The organism is Nakamurella antarctica, assembly GCF_003860405.1.
Lineage (GTDB): Bacteria > Actinomycetota > Actinomycetes > Mycobacteriales > Nakamurellaceae > Nakamurella > Nakamurella antarctica.
The window spans coordinates 1553216-1576830 of the sequence record NZ_CP034170.1 but is presented as its reverse complement, the minus strand read 5'-3'; the positions used below and the strand labels follow the sequence as shown (position 1 = coordinate 1576830).

The following is a 23615-nucleotide window of genomic DNA, read 5'->3' as shown; positions in this document are numbered from 1 at the left end:
CGGCGGCGATTTCCGCCACTACCCCCAAGCAGGACGTAGCTACAAATACTGACCCGTATTTGCGGCCGTATCAATTGACCTCGAACCCTCGGAATTCTTTCCCGAGACCAAGGTTCGGATGTAGACGATGCGCTCGCCCTTTTTGCCTGATATCCGCGCCCAGTCGTCGGGGTTGGTGGTGTTGGGCAGGTCTTCGTTTTCAGCGAACTCGTCAACGATGGCGTCCATCAGGTGCACTACTCGCAGGCCGTTGGCCCCGGATTCAATTCGGGCTTTGATCGCCGACTTCTTTGCGCGATCCACGATGTTTTGAATCATCGCACCCGAATTGAAGTCCTTAAAATACAAAACCTCTTTATCCCCGTTTGCGTAGGTGACCTCGAGGAAGCGGTTCTCTTCGGTTTCGGTGTACATCCGCTCGACCGTGGTCTGGATCATGGCGTTGATGGTGGCCTGGCGGTCACCGCCGAACTCGCTCAGATCATCCTCGTGGATCGGGAGCTGCGTCGTCAGGTATTTGGTAAAGATGTCGCGTGCAGACTCCGCGTCTGGCCGCTCAATCTTGATCTTGACGTCGAGGCGGCCGGGTCGAAGAATGGCCGGATCGATCATGTCCTCCCGGTTTGACGCACCGATCACGATGACGTTCTCGAGGCCCTCGACGCCATCGATCTCACTCAACAGCTGCGGAACAATGGTCGTTTCGACATCGCTCGAGACTCCGGAGCCGCGGGTCCGGAAAATGGAGTCCATCTCGTCGAAAAATACGATTACGGGGGTGCCGTCAGATGCCTTCTCGCGTGCGCGCTGGAAGATGAGCCTGATCGTGCGCTCGGTCTCGCCGACGTATTTGTTCAGGAGTTCTGGGCCCTTGATATTTAAAAAGTAGCTCGTCATGTGTTCTAGACCGCGCGCGGCGGCAACCTTTTTGGCCAGGGAATTTGCCACTGCCTTAGCGATCAGCGTCTTACCGCACCCGGGAGGCCCGTACAGCAAAACGCCCTTCGGCGGGCGAAGCTGATATTCGCTGAACAACTCTTTATGAAGGAACGGAAGTTCAACAGCGTCCCGGATCTGCTCGATTTGGCGTTGCAGACCGCCGATATCGCTGTAATCGACATCCGGCACCTCCTCCAGCACCAAATCTTCGACTTCCGCCTTCGGCACCTTTTCGTAGGCGTAACCGGCCTTGGTGTCTACCAGGAGCGAATCCCCGGGCTTGAGCGTGACGTCCGACAGCGACGCCGCCAGTCGGACTACCCTCTCCTCGTCCGCGTGGCCGATCACCAATGCACGGTCAGCACCGAGAAGCTCGCGAAGGCTGGAAACTTCGCCCACCAGTTCGAAGGGACCAGCCTCAACGATGGTGAGCGCCTCGTTCAGCCTTACGTGCTGCCCCGGGCCCAACGTGGTGATATCCACGGCTGGTGAGACCGAGAGCCGCATCCGTCTCCCCGACGTGTAGACCTCCACGGTGCCGTCCGGACCTGGTTCGACAAACACGCCATAGCCACTGGGCGGCTGAGCGAGGCGGTCAACCTCTTCCCTGAGCTGCAGTAGTTGAGTACGAGCCTCCCGCAACGTGGAGGCGAGCTTGTCGTTTCGTTCGCTCAGCGCGTTTATCTGGCTTCCAGCCTCGGCCAGCCGACGTTCCATGGGGCGCGAATCGGGACTCGATGTTGCTGCACGCCGGCGCAACACCGACAATTCGTCATGGAGTGCGCGAATTTGAGCCCGTAGTTCGTCAGCGCTTTGTGGGCGTGCCTGCCCCGACACGCTGCCTGGTACTGATTCCGATGCCGAGCTAGTTTCGTTGCCGAAACCGGTCATTCGGGGCCCCCTCGATTAGCGTGCACACACCCATAACTCACTCCTGGGCCTTGATTTCAACTCTACCCGTGGCCTCCGACAGCGGCCGTGGGCAGCGCTGTGTGTCCTCACGTCGCAGACCAAAGAGCCTTGTTTAGGTGAGGCGCGGCGGAACAGGTCCCGTCGCTGTCGGACGGCGATGCGGGCGCGGGGCGATGACTCCTGCCGCCAGGCGGCGCGCGGTGAGCAGGAAGGCAGTGTGCCCCACCATGCGATGTTCTGGCCTGACTGCAGCGCCCACCAAATGCCAGGGCCGGTGCAGCGTCTCCCACGCGTCCGGCTCCGTGTAGCCGGTGTCCTCTCGGATTGCTTCCGCCATCCGAGACAACTGGGTGGTGCTGGCAACGTAAACGGTGAGTACACCGCCTGATACGAGGTTGGCAGCAATCATCGGCATCATGGTCCACGGCTCCGCCATATCGAGCACGATTCGATCAACTTCGCCCACGTGCTCCGCAGAATCGGCCAAGGTGAGAGTCCAGTTGGCCGGGTGCTCGCCGAAGAAGCGCTGAACATTGCGTTCGGCATGTTCGGCGTGGTCCTCGCGAAGTTCATAGGAAATGACTGAGCCGTGCGGACCCACCGCCCTCAGGAGCGAGCACGTCAGGGCACCCGACCCGGCGCCAGCCTCCAGCACTCGGGCGCCCGGAAAGATATCTCCCCACGCGATAATCTGCGCTGAGTCTTTCGGGTAGATGACCGCTGCGCCCCGAGGCATGGACAGCACATAGTCGGTGAGCAGCGGCCGAAGCGCCAAATATGAGGTTCCGATGACGGACTGGACGAGGCTGCCTTCCGGCTTACCGATCAGGTCGTCATGCAACAGGCCGCCGCGATGGGTGTGGTAGGTCGCGCCGGCCTCAAGGATCACCGTGTATTTTCGGCCTTTCGCATCCGTCAGCTGGACTCGGTCGCCGACCACAAACTCACGGCTCACTTGTTTTCAGACCTCCTATTTCGCCCGGCGACCTTCGCCCGGGGAACATCTTCTCGAAGAAGTACACCCTGCGGATGCCCGTCGGCACCAATCAGCAGGAAGTGGGTGGCGGCGGCGGAGCGGACCTGCTCGATCACCTCCGGCGGCCCGTCGCTGGAGAGCAGAATGTTATCGCCGGTGACGCGCTGCGCGCAGGCCTTGGCGGGACGTGACGGTGAGTGCGCCTTCGCCGACTCAGCGGCAGCTCGATCCAGAATCGAGACGGCTACCCCGTCGCGGTCCACCAGCACCACTTCGCGGCCCGCCGCAGCCGCCAACGCCGATGTCACCGTGGCTTCGGCATCCACGCTGATACTAGGACGCGCCAGTGTTTGGACGGTGGTTCCCGGCGGCCACATCGACCCATCCGATCCTGCGGCCTCTGCGCCTTCGGCGCGGGCACCCGAGGCAACGAAGTAGGCCAGCGCCACGGCCACGATTGCTTGAAGCAACCCTTCTCTGCCGCCACCGGCAATTTGATAGCCGCCCCAGGCCACCAAACCTGCGGCTACGACGTACCCGCCGCCGACCGCCGCTCTGGTACCCGCAGATTTGGTACCCATACGCTGCCACATTCCGGCCCGGAGGACCCGGCCACCATCGAGCGGCAAGGCTGGAAGCAGGTTGAATACCGCGATGATCGTGTTCGACCAAGCCACGGCCAACGCCAGCAGCCACCAGATCGTGTAGGACGTGGTGAGGGGGAGAATCGAAAAAAATATTCCAGCCAGTGCCACCGACACCACTGGGCCAGCCACCGCTATCAACGCTTCTTCTCTGGCAGTCCTCAATGACCTGCCAATCTCCGAAACCCCGCCCAGGATGAAGAGTCGCACTTCGCGGACTTCGACGCCGAGCCGTGTGGCTGCCACGCAGTGACCGAGTTCATGGATAAGCACGCTGATCTGCAACGCCATCGCTAGTACGAGCCCAACGAGGTAAGTGCTAGAGGTGCTTAACGCAGGCAGGATGGAGTGGATGACCGGCGCTGCTGCCACCATGATGAGCGTCACCGAAATCAGAGTGGAGGGAGCAACGGTGATCGGGATTCCAAGGATTCGTCCCACCCTGATGCCAGCAGAAAGCCTGTTGCCGCGATGCGGGGAGGCGTGACGCCGGGCGGACATGAGCCGATCGTAGATCAGTAAATCGACAGAAACGAGCAACACCACTGTGCTGGTCATCGGCAGTGTCGGCTCGCCGACGTACGGTTTGTCAATGAGTGAACCTCCGTTGGATCCCCCGGCAGTTTCTCAACTCGGCGCTCACCCGAGGCAGCCGGAAGCGGTGGGCTCAGTCTCGCCGAGCCCCAGTGTCTACGCAGAGCAACCAGCGAGGCGACGAATCGCGCTGTCCCCCTCTCGGGCCGGCGACTTTAAACAATGCCCTTTGCTCTACCGGTTTCGCACCATCGATCGTTTGCCGGAACCACCGAGCTTGGCCGCCGTGCGCGGAACCTTGGTCCATGCGGTGCTTGAACAGATGTTTGGCAAACCTCGGCAGCACCGAAATCCGCAGATGGCGACTGCCGACATCGCACCGACATGGGAGCGACTCTCCGCAGAGAACACCCACTGGCTTCAGATGTTTGATCAACAGGACCTCGGCGAATGGCTGGATTCGGCCCGCGCGCTTGTCGAAACCTATTTCACCCTAGAAGATCCCACCCGGTTCGACCCGGAATCGGCAGAGATGCTGCTGGAGATCGAGATCTCCGGCGTCCCGCTACGCGGCTATGTCGATCGCATTGACGTCGCACCAACGGGACAGGTGCGTATTGTCGATTACAAGACAGGCTCCGCGCCTCGCGAAGCCTACGAGAACAAGGCGATCTATCAGCTGAAGTTCTACGCCCTTATGCTGTGGCGGTTACGGGGCACGTTGCCCACTCAGTTGAAATTGCTCTACCTCGGCAACGCCCAGCCCCTGATCTACTCTCCCGACGAGAGCGAGATGGTGGCGTTTGAGCAGGGCATCCGCGCGCTGTGGGCAGCCATCTCGTCAGCGATTGTGACCGGGGACTTCCAGCCCCGTAAGTCCGGGTTGTGCCCGTGGTGTTCGCACCAGTCTTTGTGCCCCGAGTTTGGCGGCACTCCCCCGCCCTACCCAGGACCGCCACTGGGTTTTCTTGAACCGACGGCGTGCCCGTAGCAAGCGGTGAAGCCAACCGACACTAGATTCGCGGGTGTGACTACTGGACTGGCCGCCTCTTTACGAACCGATATCCCGGCTTATTACATTCCGCTGGGGGCAGGTCGGTATCTGCCGACGATCCACGCGCAGGGCGCCTGGAGCGAACACGAGCAACACATGTCGCCGGTCGCAGGCTTGCTCGTCCATGTGATGCAAGCGTGCAGCCCGCGTCGCGACTTGGCGCTGGCTCGGATATCTTTCGACATTCTCGGGTTCCTCCCAGCCACCGAGGTGGACATGAGCGCCCGAATCTTGCGGCCTGGCAAGACCATAGAACTTGTCGAGGCCGAGATGTCTGTCGGCGGAAGAACTATCGCGCGCGCGACAGGCTGGCGGTTACTTGTTTCTGACACCGGGATCGTTGCGGGGACGCCGCTTTCCACACTAGCGGGACCTGAGAGAGCATCCCCGTGGGCAGGAGAAGATTTGTGGGGCGGTGGCTTCATCAGGTCGCTCGAATTTCGCACCCTGCCGGGTCGCAGTCCAGGCACTGGGAAAACATGGCTCAGATCCACCGTAGATCTGGTGGAGGGTCGGGAGAGTTCAGATCTAGAAATGATGCTGGCGGTCGTCGATACCGCAAACGGCGTGTCGCCCAGAGTGCCACCGAGCGATTACGTCTTCCCAAACACTGACCTGACGGTGCACCTCTTCCGCCAACCTCAGGGCCGATGGTTGGGAATGGATACCGAGGTAAGCCTCGGGCCGGACGGAGTAGGTCTTACTGCCACGGCGCTCCATGACGAACACGGCCCCATCGGTCGATCAGCGCAGATTCTTACCGTTCGAAAACGTTAAGCGGCAGCGCGTCCTATCTGGCACACAGCGGTTGGCACCAGACAATGGCCAACGGTCATTGAGCAGGCACAGTTACGTCCCGTGATCGGGGAGCCGGACGGTTACAGGCGGCAGGAGCGAATATCCGAAGCCAGAATTGCCTTTGCTCCCAAGTCGTGCAGCTTATCCATCACCGGGTTGGAAACCTTACGAAGGACCATCGCACGGACAGCAACCCAGTCAGGGTCAGCGAGCGGAGCCACCGTCGGGGACTCCAAACCGGGCGTGATAGCGGTCGCCTGCTCCAACAAGCTACGAGGGCAGTCGTAATCAAGCATCAAATACTGTTGCGCAAAAACTACCCCTTGCAGCCTATTCACCACCTGCTGCGAATCCTTGGACAAGACCGTGTCTGCTCGGGCAATCACCACGGCCTCAGAATCACAGATGGTCGGTCCGAAGGCCACTAATCCATGCTGGCGCAACGTGCGTCCCGATCCCACGACATCCGCGATAGCGTCAGCGACACCCAACTGGATCGAGATTTCGACCGCGCCGTCCAACCGAATCACCTCTGCCGTCACACCCTGGGCAGCCAAATCCTGCTGGACGAGGCGCGGGTAGGCAGTGGCAACCCGAATGCCTTGGAGTTTCGAGACATCCCAGGGGTCACCGGCGGGCGCTGCATATCGGAACGTGGAGTAACCAAAGCCGAGTCCTAGCTCCTCCCGGACACCAGCTTCGGATTCCGCGGCTAAGTCTCGCCCGGTGATTCCAAGGTCCAGCTCGCCGGAACCGACGTAAATGGCAATGTCTTTGGGTCGCAGGAAAAAGAACTCAATATCGTTGGCAACATCGATGATGGTGAGGTCCCTGGACTCGGTCCGCTGGCGGTAGCCGGCCTCACGCAGCATTTCGGTGGCAGGCTCGCTCAAAGTGCCTTTATTGGGTACGGCAACGCGCAACATGTAAATTCCTCAGTCTATTTTAAAAGATGATGTCGGAGGGCGAACGACGTAACGCGGGCATGCAAAAAATCGTCTCTACAGGTGCTTGTAGACCTGCTCCAGCGAGATCCCACGACCGATCATGATCACCTGCGCCCGGTAGATGAGCTGAGAGATCTCCAGTGCCACCGCGTCATCACTCTCGTGCTCGGCAGCAAGCCAGACCTCGCCCGCCTCTTCCAACAGCTTTTTTCCCTGGGCGTGAACGCCAGCATCGAGGGCATCAACTGTTCCGGAACCCGCTGGCCGGCTCACCGACCGGTCGAGCAGTTCGGCAAATAGAGAATCGAAGGTTTTCACGGTTGCTTATTCTCCCAGACTCGCACCACATCGCCTGCACTCGAAGTCTCCTCAAGCGCACTAGCTAAGTTTGGCCACCTTGCGGCGGGCCTTAGCCAGAGTTGCTTTGGCCGTAGCCACGCTCTGATCATCAGCTGATGCTCTGGGTGTCGTGGCCTTGCGCGCCCGAACCGGTTTCGCCGCGGCGCCGGCCCTACCCGCTAGCTCGCCAGCTGCACCGGAATCGTTGCTGGACTTCACCTTGCGACCACGGAGTATTGGCGCTAGATAGCGTCCAGTGTGCGACTGCGGGTTGGCTGCAATCTGCTCAGGAGTGCCCTGCGCGACCACGCTGCCCCCACCCGAACCGCCCTCGGGTCCCATGTCGATCACCCAATCGGCCGTCTTGATCACATCAAGGTTGTGCTCGATCACGACGACCGTGTTGCCCTTATTGACAAGACCATTGATGACTCGAAGCAACTTTTCGACGTCTGCAAAATGCAAGCCGGTCGTAGGCTCGTCCAAGACATACACCGTGCGACCCGTGGACCGTTTTTGCAATTCCGACGCGAGTTTCACCCGTTGTGCCTCTCCACCGGACAACGTGGGCGCTGATTGACCGAGACGCACGTACCCAAGACCGACGTCGACGAGCGTCTTAAGGTGGCGATGAATCGGGCCAATGGCCTCGAAGAAGTCCGCAGCTTCTTCTATGGGGGTGTCCAGAACATCGGAAATCGTTTTGCCCTTGTAGTGAACCTCTAACGTCTCCCGGTTGTATCGCGCACCCTTGCACACTTCGCAGGGCACGTAAATGTCGGGAAGGAAGTTCATCTCAATTTTCAGGGTTCCATCCCCCGCGCACGCTTCGCAGCGTCCACCTTTGACGTTGAAAGAGAACCTGCCCTGTTGGTAACCCCGGACCTTCGCCTCGGATGTGGAGGCGAATAGCTTTCGGACATGATCAAATACGCCGGTATAGGTCGCTGGGTTAGAGCGAGGGGTGCGGCCAATAGGTGATTGATCGACACCCACCACCTTGTCGACAAGCTCGAGCCCGGTAACCCGGGTGTGCCGCCCCGGGATGAGCCGTGCGCCATTGATCCGGTTGGCGAGGACCGCGTGCAGGATGTCGTTCACCAACGTCGACTTGCCGGACCCCGAAACCCCCGTCACCGCAAGCAGCGTGCCGAGCGGGAAGTCGACCGTGACGTTTTGCAGATTGTTTTCGCGAGCACCCACCACCGTTAACATGCGTGCCCGGTCAACGGCTCGGCGCTCGGCGGGCACCGGGATTTCCAGCCGCCCGGAAATGTAGGCGCCCGTAATGGATTCCGCACTGGCCTCCAGCTCGGCGACTGAACCAGACACGACCACCTTGCCGCCGTGTTCGCCTGCACCTGGTCCGATATCGACGACCCAATCCGCCGTCCGGATGGTGTCTTCGTCGTGTTCGACCACGATGAGGGTGTTGCCGAGGTCGCGCAGTCTGGTCAACGTTTGAATCAGCCGATGGTTGTCCCGCTGGTGCAGACCGATCGAGGGTTCGTCCAAAACGTAAAGCACACCGACGAGACCGGAACCGATCTGGGTGGCCAGTCTGATGCGTTGTGCCTCTCCCCCGGACAACGTGGCGGCGGGCCTTTCGAGAGACAGATATTCCAATCCGACGTCGAGCAGGAATCCCAACCGTGCGCCGACCTCTTTCAGCACTGGCTCGGCAATCATCATGTCCCGATCGGACAGGATGAGACCGGGAAAGAAGGCAGCTGCTTCGCCGATGGACATTGCGGAGATCTGCGCAATATTTACTTCCGCGGAAGAACCGGACGTATCCGAGTGCTCCAGTGTGACGGCCAAGATCTCTGGACGGAGCCTGGTTCCCTTACACACGCGACATGGCACCTCACGCATATAGCCTTCGTACTTCTCGCGTGCGTAGTCCGAATCCGTTTGGGCTGCGCGGCGCTCCAAGAACGGGATGACGCCCTCGAACTCCGCATAGTAAGAACGCTTGCGTCCGTATCTGTTCTTGTACGTAACGTGAACCTGCTCACCGACTCCGTTCAGGACCGCCGATCGCACTTTGGCGGGCAATGCACCCCACGGATCCGCCATCGAAAACCCCATGACATCGGCGAGCCCTTCAAGTAACCGAGAAAAGTACTCGCTGGTGGTACCGGTGCCCCACGGATGCACGGCGCCATCGGCTAACGACAGTTCCTCGTCAGGAATGACGAGTTCGGCATCGACTTCCTTTTTTGTGCCAAGCCCAGCACATTCCGGGCACGCGCCGAAGGGCGAATTAAATGAAAAGGATCGGGGCTCCAGATCGTCCAGAGCCAGCGGATGGTCGTTAGGGCAGGCCATCCGTTCCGAGTAGCGACGCTCCCGGAATTTGTCGTTCTCTTCAAGGTCTACGAAATCAAGGATCACGATGCCCTCGGCGAGGCGCAGCGCTGTTTCCACCGAATCTGTGATGCGTTGCCGTGAGGACGCCTTCGCCGCTAGCCGGTCGATGACCACTTCGATGGAGTGCTTCTCCTGCTTCTTCAGCTTGGGCACCTCCGTGATGAGCTGAACAACGCCATCAACGCGCACTCGTGAGTAGCCCTGGCTGGTGAGTGAGGACAGGAGGTCGACGTACTCGCCCTTACGCTCCCGGACGACGGGCGCCAACACTTGAAACCGAATGCCCTCGGGCATTTCTAGGATGCGGTCGACAATTTGTTGTGGGGTTTGCTTCGTGACCAGCTCGCCACACGTGGGGCAATGCGGCCGCCCGATACGCGCAAACAGCAGTCGGAGGTAGTCGTAAATTTCGGTGATCGTGCCCACCGTGGATCGTGGATTACGCGACGTTGACTTCTGATCGATCGAAACAGCAGGAGAGAGCCCTTCGATGAAATCGACGTCGGGCTTGTCCATCTGACCAAGGAACTGGCGGGCGTAGGAGGACAGCGATTCGACGTACCGTCGCTGACCCTCGGCGAAAATGGTGTCAAACGCCAGAGACGATTTTCCGGACCCCGAGAGGCCGGTGAAAACGATAAGCGCATCCCGTGGCAAGTCGATGTCGACGTTGCGCAGGTTGTGCTCGCGGGCACCTCGGACAATTAAGCGTTCAATCACGATTGCCCATGCTAGGCGGCAGCACCGACACCGGTTATATCCGCAGGTTGCAGGCCTGACCTAAAGATGCGTCGGTGCGCAACTGCGCTGGTTGACACAATACGAGGACAACCGAGCAAGATGCGAAGGTGATTACATCAACGAATCCGGTCCGGTGGGCAGTGGCGGGCTTCGGCTCGGGTGGCCGCATTTTCCACGCGCCGTTGGTCGACGCGGCGCCAAGCATGCAGCTGGTCGCCGTGGTCACCAGCAACAGCGAACGGCGTCGACTGGTCCGGCAGAGCTATCCCGACGCAAGTGTCGTAGCAAACCTGGCCGAGCTCGCCGCGATGGGTGTCCAGGGCGTCACCATCAGCACCCCCAGTGGTACGCATGCAGCCTTGGCAGCCACCGCGCTTGACCTCGGCCTTGCGGTGGTAGTCGACAAGCCGTTTGCCCTCGATGAGGCATCAGCGGCGGGCTTGGTGGAACTTGCTCTGCTGCGGCGGGGCGTCCTGATCCCCTTCCAGAACCGCCGGTGGGACAGTGATTTTCGCACAATAGAGAAGCTGATCGACCAGGGTGTATTGGGTCGGGTTTTCCGGTTTGCCTCTCGCATTGATCGCTTTCGCCCGATCACCAGTGGATGGTCCGCTACCGGCTCAGCGGCAGAAGGTGGTGGCGCACTGCATGATCTCGGGCCACATTTGGTCGATCAGGCTCTGCAACTGTTCGGCCCGGTAGCCACCGTCTACGCGGAGCTCAGCACCTTCCGGTCGGGCAGCGGCGCAGATGACGATTTTCAGCTCAGTCTTCGACACGTCGGCGGGGTGCTCAGCACGCTTTCCGCAGGAAAGGCTTCCGCTGCCCAGGGTCCACGCTTTCTCGTCAACGGATCCACTTCCGGGTTCGTCATTGATGGCTTCGATGTGCAGGAAAGCCAGCTCAAAGCCGGATATTCCCCACGCGATTTGGGTGAAACCTGGGGAGTGGAACCGCCAAGCGCTTACGGCAGGCTGGTGAGAACCGACGGGACCACGATCGTGGTTCCGAGCGAGCGCGGCCGTTGGGACTCCTTCTACCCCGCCGTTGCCGCCACCGTCCGCGATCAAGCACCCGCTCCCGTGCAGGGTGCGGAAGCGATACTCACGGCGCGCGTTTTGGATGCGGCTCGACAGTCGGCACTGTCGGGCTCGGTAGTTAAGGTGCAGCAATGACGAATTTTGAGTACAGCGGCCACGTCGCCCCCGCAAGCGAACCAGCCACCAGAGAACTGAAAAATCTGACGATCACGAAGCTTTCGGTAGGTCCGATGGATAACAACTGCTATCTGCTGGTGTGTAGGCGCACGGGCGAAAGCCTGCTGATCGACGCTGCCGATGACCCCGGCCGAATTGCTGACATGCTCCACTTGGGTCCCCAGCACCCACCCCTGGGCGCGATTGTGACCACCCATCAGCACGCTGATCATTGGCAAGCGCTGGAGGCGGTCATGAAGTCCTCGGGCGCGAAACTCATCGCCCATCCCGACGATGCCTCAGCACTCCCCCTCCCCACCGATATTTTTGCTGAGCAAGGCAGCCATTACGCCATAGGCGATGCAGATATTGAATTCGTGCACCTACGCGGCCACACTCCGGGGTCGCTGGCCGTGCTGTACCGCGAACCAGATGGCGAGGACCATCTATTTACCGGCGACTCGCTCTTCCCCGGTGGCCCCGGTAGGACAGCTGGACCACCGCAATTCGCCAGGCTGATGGACGACCTCCAAGTCAGGGTGTTTGATGTCCTGCCCGATTCAACATGGGTCTATCCGGGGCACGGCGACGATACGACCTTGGGCGCTGAGCGTCCCCACCTGACCACGTGGCGGGAGCGTGGCTGGTAGCCCACTCTCTGACTGCCTGGGCGATCCTGGCGGGCAGTGCATCGCCGCGGCAACATGCTGGTATCTGGCACTCTGAGAGAGGACCAGGAACGAATTGGGTGCGACCGCAGTTACACCGAAGGCGCCGCAGCCGCACGGGCAGTGCTCAGCCTCGGGCTAAGGCAATGCGTGTGTCATTGATTCCGAAGTCTGTCTTTGCTCACCGCACTGTTCGTTCAACGGGCCAGCGCACTCTCTGATGTAGGAAAGGCCAACTCGTGGCGAGAAGCGCATTGCTGGGATCTTTCACCCGATCCCGTGCTCGGCGATGGATTTCCATCTCGGTGGCACTCGTCGTGCTGTTGGCTATCGCCTTCATCGCGTGGCCCAGCTCCGACCCGAAACCCGTTGCGACCCAGGACGTCGTCCTCCCTGTGGCAGGTGGCGCCGGCGAGGACGCCACCATCAACATCGACGCTACGGTGTACCTTCCCGATTCATTGCCCGCGCCTGCGATCATCATGGCGCATGGCCTGGGCGGCTCAAAAAATTCAGTCGCAGCAGATGCAGAAGATCTTGCCCGCAGCGGTTACCTGGTGCTTGCTTACTCGGCCCGTGGTTTTGGAGCGTCCGGTGGACACATCCATCTGGATTCCCTGGACTACGAGGCCCAGGACGCAAAGGCACTGGTCGACTACCTCAGCACCCGGTCTGACGTCGTCCAAGATGGTCCGGGAGACCCCAGAGTCGGCGTGACGGGCGGTTCCTACGGCGGGGCTGTCACACTCATGCTTGCTGGCATCGACCCGCGGGTGGACGCCGCGGTCCCCCTGATCACATGGCACAGTCTCGCCGACGCGCTCTTTCCCAATTACGCAACCCCTGCTTCCGGGCCCGCTGCCACGGTCGGCGAGGTGCCCGCTGCTGCGGATGGAGTTTTCAAACGCTATTGGGCAGCAGTGTTTATGACGTCCATCACCAGTGGGTCTTTGGTGAGCGGTGCGGTGGCTGGGCTGAGCGGCGGCAGCACCGGCGCGGGTCTGGGCATCGGCACTGCCGGGTCATCGCCATCAGCGGCGCCTGCTCCTGCAGGCGGGCCGCCGTCTCCTGACGCGATGAAAGCGCTCGCGCAGGGCAGCTGCGGAAGGGTGGCGGTAGACGTATGCGTGGGCTACAACAGAGTCGCCGAATCGGGAAGGCTCGACTCTGCGATGACCACGTTGCTCGCCAACTCGAGCCCGGCGGCGGTGGTAGGAAACATCACCGCTCCGACCCTCATCATCCAAGGCGAAAGGGACACCCTGTTCGGGCTGGACCACGCCGACGCGAACGCTCGCGCCATCGCAGCCAACGGCACTGACGTTTCCGTGATCTGGTTTAGCGGCGGGCACGACGGCGGCGGAATTGATGACGGGACGCGTGCCTCCATGCACGCGTGGTTTGACCATTACCTCGCCCGTGATGCTCCCGCACCGAACCTAGGCTTCAGATACAACATCGACGGTTCAATCTCTGACACCGGCAACGTCCGCAGTCGGACCCTTTCCGCACCGGCTTACCCAGGCCTCGCGGGCGCCCCCGGTGCGTCAATTGTCAGCGAGCAACTCAGTGGTAATCCGCAGCCCGTGATTAACCCACCCGGAGGCACGCCAGCGGCGATTTCGTCGCTTCCCGGCCTGGGAGCAACAGCCAGCACAGCACTGGCAACGCTGGGGGCTGATATTCCAGGACAGTCCGCGAGGTTTACCACCACACCGTTGGCCCAACAACTACTTCTCACCGGCAGCGCAAAAATTGATTTGTCGATTACACCTGGCCCATCAGCTGACCAATTGGCTGGCGGTAGCGCTGGGGGAGCTAGCACCAGCTCCGAAAGTACCAGCGAGGCAACGTTCTTCGTGAAATTGTACAAGGTCAGCAACAGTGGAATTCGGACCCTTGCCGGTGGTGCAGCTTCGCCGATTCGAGTCACCGGCCTCGCCGTGGGACAGCCTACAAACATCACGGTGAACCTCACCCCCGTGGCCCTGCAAATCGATGCGGGCTCAACAATTGAGGTTGTCGTTGCCACCACGGATCAAGCATTTGCGGTGCCGAACAAATCGGCGAGCTACCTGATCGGGTTGGGGACGGCCGCGACAATCAGCATCCCAGTTGCGGGTGGCAGCAATATCTCCACCAGTGAAATTCCCATCGCCGCCCTGATAGGGCTCATCGCGCTGCTCATCGTAGCTCTGGGAGCCCTCATCGTGGGGGCAGAGTCCGAAAACACCGCGCTGACATCGACCCTAACCTCGTTGATCTTCCGCTCCGAATTACCGGCTTGCGCAAGGAGTATGCCGGTGGCGTGCTTGCGGTAACCGACGTCGGATTTGAGGTGAAAGCCGGGCAAGTGCTGGGACTGTTGGGTCCAAACGGAGCGGGTAAGACTACTTCGCTGCGCATGGTGATGGGTTTGATCACCCCCTCCGCTGGCGAAATTCGAGTATTCGGCCAACGGATCACCGCGGGCGCCCCCGTCCTTTCCCGCATCGGATCATTTGTTGAAGGTTCAGGCTTCCTCCCGCATCTGTCAGGAAAAGACAACCTAGACCTGTACTGGCAGGCCACTGGGCGGCCCTTGGACGCGGCCTTTATGGAACAGACGCTCGAGATCGCTGGCTTGGGCAAGGCTGTTACCCGCAAGGTCCGCACTTACTCCCAGGGCATGCGACAACGTCTGGCCATCGCCCAGGCGATGCTGGGTCTTCCTGATCTCCTCATCCTCGACGAACCGACGAACGGCCTCGATCCACCCCAGATCCACGCCATGCGAGAGGTGTTGCGGCGCTATGCAGCCACTGGGCGCACCGTACTTGTCTCCTCCCATCTGCTGTCGGAGGTAGAGCAGACCTGCACCCATGTCGTGGTCGTGAACCAAGGCAAGACCATCGCATCCGGCACTGTGGCCGAATTGATCGCCACGTCCGGTGAGATGACGTTCGCCGTCGACGATCCAGCTAGAGCTGCGAGCATTCTTGGCTCTTTACCCGGTGTTTCCGAGGTGTCGGTGGTAGAGCACCAGGTTCAGATCGATCTCGCTGGTACACCGCCAGCCGATGCGATCGCCGCTCTGGTCCATGCGGGAGTGCGCGTCAACACAGCGGCCCCCAGAAACAGGCTGGAAGATGTGTTCCTCGATCTGGTGGGCGCGAGCAGTTCGAGTCCATCAGGTTCCAGCACGAGTGCCACCCCATACTCTGATTCCAGCACGAGTAAGTCCAGCCGCGGAGGCACACGATGAGCCCAGTTCACCACGACCGCAGTGCGGACGCTGCGATAGCCGCTCTTGAGTCCGTGCCGGCCCCGGGGGCGGCCGATCAGAGTGGGGTCGCTGCTGGCTACCGGCCGGGAAAGACATTGCCCTTCGGGGTGGAATTGCGTCGGCAACTTAAGCGTCGTCGCACGCAATTCACCCTGGGATTCATGGTGTTGCTTCCGGTGATCCTTGCTATTGCGTTTGCCTTCGGCGATCCCGCTAAGAACCGCAGCAGCAATAGCGCTCGAGCGTCCATCGTTGACTTGGCACAAAACGGCGCTGGCAACTTCGCCATGGTCACGTTGATATTCGCGGCCAGTTTCCTTCTGATTGTGGTGATTTCCCTCTTCTTTGGAGACACCATCGCGTCAGAGGCATCGTGGTCGTCGCTTCGTTATCTGCTGGCGCTGCCCGTGCCGCGCATCCGGCTGGTGCGGCAGAAGGTTCTTGTCGCGGGAGCTTTATCACTCACCGCAATTTTGTTACTTCCAGTGACAGCGCTCCTGCTGGGAGGCGTCTTGTATGGATTCGGGCCGCTGCAAACCCCCGTTGGCGACCAGTTGACACTGGGCGCAACTGTGGCCAGATTAGCTATCGTTGTCGCTTTTCTTGCGATCCAGCTGACATGGGTCGCTGGGTTGGCCTTCCTCCTGAGCGTGTCGACCGACGCGCCTCTGGGCGCTGTGGGAGGTGCGGTGCTCCTGACGATCCTGTCTCAGATTCTGGATCAGATTGATGCTCTCGGTGGAATCCGAGACTGGCTACCCACGCACTACGCCTTCGCGTGGACCGGCACGCTTTCCGACCCGATCCGCTGGGACGACATGATCCGTGGCGGTTTCGCTGGGCTCGGCTACGCGCTGATCCTCTTTGGCTTCGGCGTGATGCGCTTTCGTCGGAAAGACATCACCAGCTAGGAATGCTCTTCGCCCGTCGAATCGGGTAACGGCGCAAGCGCGTGCGGTTTACGTGAGTCCTTGATCCATGTCGCGCAGTTCTTTCTTCAGTTCATGAATCTCATCGCGCAGCCTGCCTGCTAGTTCGAACTGTAGATCCTTGGCCGCTGCCATCATCTGGTCAGTGAGCTGTTGCGCCAGGCTGGCGAGCTCATTGCGCGCCATTCCGACCGTCTGATGGCCAGCGTAGATGCCTGCGGAGCCCCCTGTTTCGCCAGTTCCTTTCTTGCCTCTAGAGGCATTGCGCCCAGAACCGCCCACCGCAACGGCATCTTCAGCTTCCGCGTAGACCGATGCCAAAATGTCGTTGATCTTCTTTCGCAGCGGTTGCGGGTCCACACCCTTTTCCACGTTGTACGCCACCTGTTTTTCGCGGCGACGATTTGTTTCGTCAATTGCCAGTGCCATCGACTTGGTGATCCGGTCCGCATACATGTGGACCTGGCCGTTGACGTTGCGCGCAGCACGCCCAATGGTCTGGATCAACGAGGTGCCGGATCGGAGAAAGCCCTCTTTATCAGCATCGAGAATGGCGACCAACGAAACCTCCGGCAAGTCGAGGCCCTCACGCAGCAGGTTAATTCCGATCAGCACGTCGAATTCACCGAGTCGCAGCTCACGGAGTAACTCGACACGTCGCAACGTATCGACTTCGGAGTGGAGATACCGCACCCGGATTCCCAGTTCAAGCAGGTAGTCAGTCAGGTCCTCAGACATCTTTTTGGTGAGAGTGGTCACCAAGACGCGCTCGTCGCGTTGCGCGCGCAGCCTGATTTCGCCCACCAAATCGTCAATTTGCCCGGTAGTGGGTTTGATAATCACCTCGGGGTCGACCAGACCCGTGGGCCGGATTACCTGTTCAACGAATTCGCCGCCAGCACGGCCCATCTCGTACGAGCCCGGGGTGGCCGACAAGTAGACCGTCTGGCCTACTCGCCCGGCAAACTCCTCCCAGGTCAACGGTCGGTTGTCCATGGCGCTGGGTAACCGGAAACCGTGCTCCACCAAAGTACGTTTTCGGGCCGCATCCCCTTCGTGCATGGCGCCAATCTGAGGCACAGTCACATGCGATTCGTCGATCACCATCAAAAAGTCGTCAGGGAAATAGTCGATGAGGGTGGCTGGAGCACTTCCCTGCGGGCGACCGTCGATGTGCCGAGAATAGTTTTCGATACCAGAGGTAAATCCGACCTGTCGCATCATCTCTAAGTCGTAAGTGGTGCGCATTCTTAACCGTTGCGCTTCGAGCAGTTTCCCCTGCTTGTCAAATTCGGACAGCCGGCCTTCAAGTTCATCCTCGATTGCCCGGATCGCCGCTTCCATGCGCTCCGGCCCGGCTACATAATGCGTTGCGGGGAAGATGCGTAGCTCGGGGACTTCGCGCTGCACTTCCCCGGTCAGCGGGTGCAGGTAATACAGTCGCTCGATTTCGTCGCCGAAGAATTCAATTCTGATTGCAAGTTCCTCATACGACGGAATAATTTCAACCGTGTCGCCGCGAACCCGAAACGAACCACGGGTGAAGGCCAAATCATTGCGGCTGTACTGCACGTCGACAAGTGCTCGTAACAGCTTGTCCCTCTCCATCTGCATACCGACGGCCACGGGAAGAGATCGGTCGAGATAAGACTGGGGAGTTCCGAGACCGTAGATACAGGACACCGAGGCAACGACGATCACGTCGCGGCGCGATAGCAATGATTTGGTGGCCGAGTGACGCAGCCGCTCCACATCCGCGTTGACCGACGAGTCCTTTTCGATGAAGGTATCGGTCTGCGGAACGTAAGCCTCCGGCTGGTAGTAGTCGTAGTAGGAGACGAAGTACTCGACAGCGTTATTGGGGAAAAGTTCTCTCAGCTCGTTCGCGAGTTGAGCCGCCAACGTCTTATTTGGCGCCATCACCAGAGTGGGGCGCTGTACTTTTTCAATCAACCACGCCGTGGTCGCCGACTTACCTGTTCCCGTCGCACCCAGCAGCACCACATCTTTCTCGCCAGCAGAGAGTCTGCGTTCCAGGTCCGCAATGGCGGTGGGTTGATCCCCGGCTGGCGAGAATTCGGATACGACTTCGAACCGACCCGTGGAGCGGGGAATATCGCTGACCGGTCGGTGTTCGGAGACTGCGAGGATGGGATGTTCAGTTGCGAATGCCACGGTACTTGAGGTTACGCCGACCCACCGACAAAGGTGGTCGACGCAGTCCAGGGCCTATCGCCGCCCTGGAGCATGCGTCGTTAGCTCTGGCTGTTTGTCCCGACCCATCACGGCACGAAGCGGAGCGAGACGGGACGCGCCGCATCAGCATTGGTAAAGGTGACAGGTGCCAGGCGGGAATCTTTCACCCAGCCACTATCTCTCAATGGCCCGATCCATTCCTGAACACGAGATACAACCCCCACCTTAATCTCCACGGAAATCGGTCCATCCTCGCCGCAGGCAGCGGGCAGCACCGATAGGTGGGCGACACCGTCCCCTATCGCGAATGCTATCCGCGCGATCACCCGACGCACGGCGGCTTCGCGGCCTCCCACCCACCTTGCAGACGCCCCGGGCGAGAACGGGGCTGGCCTACCGGCCCTCATGTTGCTGTGCATCTCGTCGATCTGTCTCCACACGGCAGCCGCCGCGGTCTTCAGCTCCGCCTCGGTTCCCGAATTGTCGAGCCAGCAGTCCGCCAGCTCCTTTCGCTGTTCATCAAGCATCTGCGCCGCAATTCGCGCGCGAGCATCATCTTCGGTCAGGCCTCGTTGAATCAGTCTTCGTACTCGAACACCCACCGGCGCTCCGACACCCACCACGACCGCGTAGCGCGCAGCTACCTCGAGCGTGCGAAGAAGTGGGATGTCGTTTACGACAACAGAGTCCGCCGGACAGGTCGCCACTGCGGCATCGAATTGGCTCCGCACCAACGGGTGCGTTATCTGCTCGAGCGCCACACGGGCATCGGGGTCGGCGAAGACGATGCTGGCAAGCGCAGCCCGGTCCAGGCTGCCATCGGATGCAAGAACCCGTCGGCCAAAAATATCAACAATCGCCGCCAGGCCCGGTGTGCCTGGTTGGACAACTTGCCGAGCCAATGCGTCGGAATCGACGACGACAGCTCCCAGTGCCGCGAATTGACGAGACACCGTGGATTTGCCGGAGCCGATACCTCCGGTCACGGCCACTTTTAGCACGCGTCCACACTCCCCGAGGTTTTGGAGTCACCTACGCACGATCTGTACCGTGCGACACACCGGTCACATCCCTATCATTTACTCCCGCGTGACCTACGGTCTGGTTCTGATCACCAGGATCCGCTGGTCAGCAGGCACTCGCCGATCGTCCCATGACGAAGGCCCTCGAGCCAACCAGGGAGCACACCTTGCAGCACACCGAAGTTCCGCCAGGACGGCATCGCGTCGGTCGCCACGGGGCCATTCTCGTCGGGGCTCTCACCGTTGTTCCGCGCCGAGGGTTGTTCGCATCGCTATTCACCGTCGGTAGGCACCGCCACATCTGGGCACGTCCCGCCATGCCATGGCAGGTTTTGCCCGCTCAGACCGTGTGAAGATACCGCGTTCCACGTCGTCGGGTGCACTCCCGCCGACATCGGCGGCAATGAAGTTTTCAGCCGACAATCTGTGTCAGCGCGTAATCCCCGACAGCGGCAAGAGCCGCGGGGAGTTTGGCTGCATCCACGATCTTGTCCGCGACCACGACGGACAGCGTCCATGTGTCGTACTGGGCCACGATGAGCCCGCCATCACGCAACAAAACCTGCGCCGGCAAGCCCTTGACGGTTACCACCGACGCGGTCGCCCCTTGGCCCTTCTCAGATTTGACGGTCGTGGCGATTTGCGACGCTGCAGCGGCAGCATCCTCATATTGCGTCAGAACCACTGTCACTACGCCACCGGCTCTGTCCGCGGACACACCGTAAAGGCACTTTTTGCGTCCCGTTGTTTTCCGGTCGGCGTTCGCGACATCCATGATCACATTGGTGGCAGCCGGAACGCTCGCGCCCATGGCGGTGGCGATTTCAGTTGCATTGAGGATCTTGTCGCAGTCCTGCTTCAACGGATCGACAGCCACAAACGGACCAGCGAATGTGGCATCAGCCGGAGTCGTGGATTCGCCCGATGCCGGAACCGAGCCACTGGCACTTGCAGAGTCGGCGGTCCCCGGCGCAGAGCCATCTGCGGAGCCCGTCGTAGTGGCCGAAGTAGCCTCCGCAGCAGGAGCATCGGTGGAGCCTGTTGTCATCGGCGCACTCACTGTCGCCGCTGTGGCAGGGACAGTGACGGGGGCTTCCGGAGTCTGGGTCGCCGAGGCTGTCATGGTCACGGTGGTGGTGCCTCGTGCTGTGGAGCTTGCACCGCACCCAGCGAGGGCGAGACACAACACAACGGCACCGATGACGGGCTTGGTTTTCAGCATGTGGATGACGGTACTGATGGTAAGTCGAACTCCCCGTTCGCCCCGCCGATCTAGTACGAAATGTGAGAAAACTCTGCACTGCGGTGGGGACGAAAACCAGGAGCCCCACACCTTTAACGGTGTGGGGCTCCTGGTGAGGTGCGAAGGGTCAGCTACCCGCGAGTCTTTCCTTCAACGCTGCGAGTTGCTCGTCGTTGACCAGCGAACCGGTGGGCGCGTTGCTTGAGCCCGATGTTCCGGCAGCGATGTCCTCATCCGATGCCTCGGCTGAATCACCCGAGGTGGAGGAGTAGTTCGCTGGCTCGGCAGCTTCAGCATCGGCGATAATCGCTGCTGCGACCTGCTTGAGGTGGGAGGCGTAAACAGCCTGCGCATCCGCGTAGACCTTCTCCCAGGTCTCGCGCTGGCTGTCGAAGCCTTCCAGCCATTCGCCGGTGGAGACGTCGAAGCCTTCCGGCGGCAAGAAGTTGCCGGTCTCGTCGTAGTGATCGACAACGCCGTACTGCGCGCGAACCTCGTCGAATTCGGTCTCCGGGGTGATGCCCTCGTTGGCCTGCTTCAACGACAGCGAGATCCGGCGACGCTCGAGGTCGATATCGATGACGCGAACGAAGATTTCATCCTCGACCGTGACAACCTGCTCGGGGATCTCCACGTGGCGTCCAGCCAACTCGGAGATGTGCACGAGGCCTTCGATCCCGTCGTAGACGCGAACGAACGCACCGAACGGAACGAGCTTGGTGACGCGACCCGGCACAACCTGGCCAATGGCATGGGTACGGGCGAAGTGACGCCACGGATCTTCTTGGGTGGCCTTGAGGGACAGCGACACACGCTCGCGGTCCATGTCGACGTCGAGAACCTCGACGGTGACTTCCTGGCCAACCTCGACGACCTCGGACGGGTGGTCAATGTGCTTCCAGGACAGCTCGGAAACGTGAACGAGTCCGTCGACGCCGCCCAGGTCCACGAAGGCACCGAAGTTGACGATCGAGGACACGACACCCTTGCGAACCTGGCCCTTTGCGAGCTGGTTGAGGAATTCGCTGCGAACCTCGGACTGGGTCTGCTCCAACCACTGACGGCGGGAGAGCACGACGTTGTTGCGATTCTTGTCAAGCTCGATGATCTTGGCGTCGAGGACCTTGCCGACGTAGGGCAGCAGGTCGCGAACGCGGCGCATTTCCACCAAGGACGCGGGCAGGAAGCCGCGCAGACCGATGTCAATGATGAGTCCACCCTTGACAACTTCGATGACGGTTCCGGAAACGACGCCGTCTTCTTCCTTGATTTTCTCGATAGTGCCCCATGCACGCTCGTACTGAGCGCGCTTCTTGGACAGGATCAGACGGCCTTCTTTGTCCTCTTTTTGGAGAACGAGAGCTTCGACGTGCTCGCCAACTTTGACGACTTCGCTGGGGTCCACGTCGTGCTTGATGGACAGCTCGCGAGAGGGAATGACACCTTCGGTCTTGTAACCGATGTCGAGGAGAACTTCGTCACGGTCAACCTTGACGATGATTCCTTCGACGATGTCGCCGTCATTGAAGTACTTGATGGTGAGGTCTACTGCAGCGAGGAAATCCTCGGCCGTCCCGATATCGTTAATAGCGACCTGTGGGGCGGTGCGGGTGGGTGCAGACATGTGGTGGGGTGCTCCGGGGTGGGTGTGTGTATCTGCCGGCAGGATGCCAGCGTTGGCGGACGCTGCAATGTCCGATTCGCGTCCACACATCTAAGCCGTAAGCAGGCGCCCTCTCGGGCTCCCCCGGTCGGCTCGAAGGGTTTGGCGAGGGCCGCCTGCTCCAGACAGAGGCAGCACGGACCCACAGCGCAACGCTAAGAATAGCCTGGCTCCCCATGGTCAGGTCAAATGCACTCCCAGCGCATGTGCCACTGCGTGTCGCACCTTGAGGACGGCCCGGTACATCGCGGTGCGGAGCGCCCCTCCCAGACGCCATGATGAACAGGTGACTGGACCACTTACTCCCGCTATCTCCCAGACCGAACAGGCGCCGACACAGCACCTCAGCGCCGAACAAATACTGGGCCCGACTCGCCCGCAGCACCGCGCTGCCGGTTCCCAAGACTCGAGGCTGGCCAATCGCCGCTGGTGGGATGCCGATGCCGGCGACTATCACGCAGAACATGCGGCTTTTCTGGGAGATGCTGATTTTGTTTGGTGCCCTGAAGGTCTGCGTGAGGATGATGCTCACCTTCTAGGAGAGGTCGAGGGTCTACGCGTTCTTGAAGTGGGCTGCGGGTCGGCGCCATGCGGTCGCTGGCTGACGGGCGCTGGCGCACAGGTCACCGCCTTCGATCTGTCTGCCGGGATGCTGAGCTACGCCGCCGATGCTGCGACTCGCAGTGGCCTCCACGCGCCGCTGGTGCAGGCAGATGCCAGCGCGATGCCGTTTGCCTCGCAGTCGTTCGATATTGCCTGCAGTGCGTTCGGTGCTGTGCCCTTCGTCGCGGACTCGGCGCTCGTGATGCGGGAGGTTGCGCGCGTGCTGCGGCCGGGTGGGAGGTGGGTGTTCTCGGTGACGCACCCCATGCGCTGGATCTTTCTGGATGACCCCGGCGAGAAAGGTCTGCAGGCGGTCTCTTCCTATTTCGACCGCTCCCCTTACGTAGAGGTGGACTCTGACGGCGTTCCCGCCTACGTCGAACATCACCGCACGCTCGGCGATCGAATTCGCGAGATCGTCGCGGCAGGGTTCACTCTCACCGACCTGATCGAACCGGAGTGGCCCGACGATTTGGAAGCGACGTGGGGCCAGTGGTCACGGCTGCGGGGTGAGGTCTTCCCCGGCACTGCGATTTTTGTCTGTGATCTTCCAGGGTGATCTCCCTGGGCGAT

Annotated in this window: 19 protein-coding genes; 9 read left to right on the top strand and 10 right to left on the bottom strand. The window is 60.7% G+C overall.

Annotation, left to right across the window (positions count from 1 at the left end; translation table 11 throughout):
* Positions 1–39 precede the first annotated feature (39 nt).
* The 3 genes from arc to EH165_RS06895 all read right to left on the bottom strand — a co-directional run bounded on the left by arc (position 40) and on the right by EH165_RS06895 (position 4029).
* Positions 40–1830, bottom strand: coding sequence for a proteasome ATPase (arc, locus tag EH165_RS06905; protein ID WP_124798756.1), 1791 nt, complete (start codon positions 1828–1830; stop codon positions 40–42).
* Between the two features lie 133 nt (positions 1831–1963).
* Positions 1964–2806 (bottom strand): tRNA (adenine-N1)-methyltransferase, encoded by an 843-nt coding sequence (locus EH165_RS06900; RefSeq protein WP_124798754.1) that lies wholly within the window; start codon positions 2804–2806, stop codon positions 1964–1966.
* Positions 2803–4029: a site-2 protease family protein gene (locus tag EH165_RS06895; protein ID WP_124798752.1), complete on the bottom strand. Its 1227-nt coding sequence runs from the start codon at positions 4027–4029 to the stop codon at positions 2803–2805. Before EH165_RS06895 ends, EH165_RS06900 begins: the two co-directional genes overlap by 4 nt.
* A 34-nt stretch (positions 4030–4063) precedes the next feature.
* On the opposite strand from EH165_RS06895, the gene EH165_RS06890 reads away from it, so the two are divergent.
* Positions 4064–4996, top strand: coding sequence for a RecB family exonuclease (locus tag EH165_RS06890; protein WP_124798750.1), 933 nt, complete (start codon positions 4064–4066; stop codon positions 4994–4996).
* A 36-nt stretch (positions 4997–5032) separates the two neighbouring features.
* Positions 5033–5836, top strand: coding sequence for a thioesterase family protein (locus EH165_RS06885; protein WP_206426148.1), 804 nt, complete (start codon positions 5033–5035; stop codon positions 5834–5836).
* A gap of 101 nt (positions 5837–5937) precedes the next feature.
* Here EH165_RS06885 and hisG read toward each other — a convergent pair whose 3' ends face one another.
* The 3 genes from hisG to uvrA all read right to left on the bottom strand — a co-directional run bounded on the left by hisG (position 5938) and on the right by uvrA (position 10236).
* Positions 5938–6783: an ATP phosphoribosyltransferase gene (gene hisG / locus EH165_RS06880; RefSeq protein WP_124798748.1), complete on the bottom strand. Its 846-nt coding sequence runs from the start codon at positions 6781–6783 to the stop codon at positions 5938–5940.
* 75 nt (positions 6784–6858) lie between these two features.
* Positions 6859–7122, bottom strand: a complete 264-nt coding sequence (locus tag EH165_RS06875) for a phosphoribosyl-ATP diphosphatase (RefSeq protein ID WP_124798746.1) — start codon at positions 7120–7122, stop codon at positions 6859–6861.
* Positions 7123–7182: 60 nt separating this feature from the next.
* Positions 7183–10236, bottom strand: a complete 3054-nt coding sequence (uvrA, locus tag EH165_RS06870; protein ID WP_124798744.1) for an excinuclease ABC subunit UvrA — start codon at positions 10234–10236, stop codon at positions 7183–7185.
* A gap of 128 nt (positions 10237–10364) precedes the next feature.
* Between uvrA and EH165_RS06865 the strand changes: the two genes are divergently transcribed.
* The 5 genes from EH165_RS06865 to EH165_RS06850 all read left to right on the top strand — a co-directional run bounded on the left by EH165_RS06865 (position 10365) and on the right by EH165_RS06850 (position 16297).
* Positions 10365–11432, top strand: coding sequence for a Gfo/Idh/MocA family protein (locus EH165_RS06865; RefSeq protein ID WP_206426147.1), 1068 nt, complete (start codon positions 10365–10367; stop codon positions 11430–11432).
* Entirely contained in the window at positions 11429–12103 is a 675-nt protein-coding gene (locus EH165_RS06860; protein ID WP_124798742.1) for an MBL fold metallo-hydrolase, read from the top strand. Before EH165_RS06865 ends, EH165_RS06860 begins: the two co-directional genes overlap by 4 nt.
* A 257-nt stretch (positions 12104–12360) precedes the next feature.
* Complete coding sequence (locus EH165_RS06855; protein WP_206426146.1) at positions 12361–14442, top strand: alpha/beta fold hydrolase; 2082 nt, start codon at positions 12361–12363, stop codon at positions 14440–14442.
* The gene (locus tag EH165_RS15725; RefSeq protein ID WP_206426145.1) at positions 14430–15365 is read left to right on the top strand and encodes an ABC transporter ATP-binding protein; all 936 of its coding nucleotides are present in this window, start codon (positions 14430–14432) and stop codon (positions 15363–15365) included. Before EH165_RS06855 ends, EH165_RS15725 begins: the two co-directional genes overlap by 13 nt.
* Positions 15362–16297 (top strand): ABC transporter permease, encoded by a 936-nt coding sequence (locus tag EH165_RS06850; protein ID WP_124798740.1) that lies wholly within the window; start codon positions 15362–15364, stop codon positions 16295–16297. Before EH165_RS15725 ends, EH165_RS06850 begins: the two co-directional genes overlap by 4 nt.
* A 48-nt stretch (positions 16298–16345) precedes the next feature.
* Here the strand turns inward: EH165_RS06850 and uvrB are convergent, their stop codons facing one another.
* Positions 16346–18490 (bottom strand): excinuclease ABC subunit UvrB, encoded by a 2145-nt coding sequence (gene uvrB / locus EH165_RS06845; RefSeq protein WP_124798738.1) that lies wholly within the window; start codon positions 18488–18490, stop codon positions 16346–16348.
* A gap of 107 nt (positions 18491–18597) precedes the next feature.
* Positions 18598–19512 (bottom strand): dephospho-CoA kinase, encoded by a 915-nt coding sequence (coaE, locus tag EH165_RS06840; protein WP_124798736.1) that lies wholly within the window; start codon positions 19510–19512, stop codon positions 18598–18600.
* Positions 19513–19664: 152 nt separating this feature from the next.
* On the opposite strand from coaE, the gene EH165_RS06835 reads away from it, so the two are divergent.
* Positions 19665–19886, top strand: a complete 222-nt coding sequence (locus tag EH165_RS06835; RefSeq protein ID WP_124798734.1) for a hypothetical protein — start codon at positions 19665–19667, stop codon at positions 19884–19886.
* A gap of 59 nt (positions 19887–19945) precedes the next feature.
* Here EH165_RS06835 and EH165_RS06830 read toward each other — a convergent pair whose 3' ends face one another.
* Both EH165_RS06830 and rpsA read right to left on the bottom strand, forming a co-directional pair.
* Positions 19946–20755 carry a hypothetical protein gene (locus tag EH165_RS06830; RefSeq protein WP_124798732.1) on the bottom strand — a complete coding sequence of 270 codons (810 nt, stop codon included), beginning with the start codon at positions 20753–20755 and terminating at the stop codon, positions 19946–19948.
* A gap of 148 nt (positions 20756–20903) precedes the next feature.
* Entirely contained in the window at positions 20904–22400 is a 1497-nt protein-coding gene (gene rpsA, locus EH165_RS06825; RefSeq protein ID WP_124798730.1) for a 30S ribosomal protein S1, read from the bottom strand.
* 325 nt (positions 22401–22725) lie between these two features.
* On the opposite strand from rpsA, the gene EH165_RS06820 reads away from it, so the two are divergent.
* Complete coding sequence (locus tag EH165_RS06820) at positions 22726–23601, top strand: class I SAM-dependent methyltransferase (RefSeq protein ID WP_239020750.1); 876 nt, start codon at positions 22726–22728, stop codon at positions 23599–23601.
* Positions 23602–23615: the final 14 nt, after the last annotated feature.

Coding starts and splice junctions, on each gene's coding strand:
- EH165_RS06895 (WP_124798752.1), bottom strand. CDS start 4,029: ATGACCAGCACAGTGGTGTTGCTCGTTTCTGTCGATTTACTGATCTAC.
- EH165_RS06835 (WP_124798734.1), top strand. CDS start 19,665: ATGACGAAGGCCCTCGAGCCAACCAGGGAGCACACCTTGCAGCACACC.
- EH165_RS06830 (WP_124798732.1), bottom strand. CDS start 20,755: ATGCTGAAAACCAAGCCCGTCATCGGTGCCGTTGTGTTGTGTCTCGCC.
- hisG (WP_124798748.1), bottom strand. CDS start 6,783: ATGTTGCGCGTTGCCGTACCCAATAAAGGCACTTTGAGCGAGCCTGCC.
- EH165_RS06860 (WP_124798742.1), top strand. CDS start 11,429: ATGACGAATTTTGAGTACAGCGGCCACGTCGCCCCCGCAAGCGAACCA.
- arc (WP_124798756.1), bottom strand. CDS start 1,830: ATGACCGGTTTCGGCAACGAAACTAGCTCGGCATCGGAATCAGTACCA.
- EH165_RS06850 (WP_124798740.1), top strand. CDS start 15,362: ATGAGCCCAGTTCACCACGACCGCAGTGCGGACGCTGCGATAGCCGCT.
- rpsA (WP_124798730.1), bottom strand. CDS start 22,400: ATGTCTGCACCCACCCGCACCGCCCCACAGGTCGCTATTAACGATATC.
- EH165_RS06890 (WP_124798750.1), top strand. CDS start 4,064: ATGAGTGAACCTCCGTTGGATCCCCCGGCAGTTTCTCAACTCGGCGCT.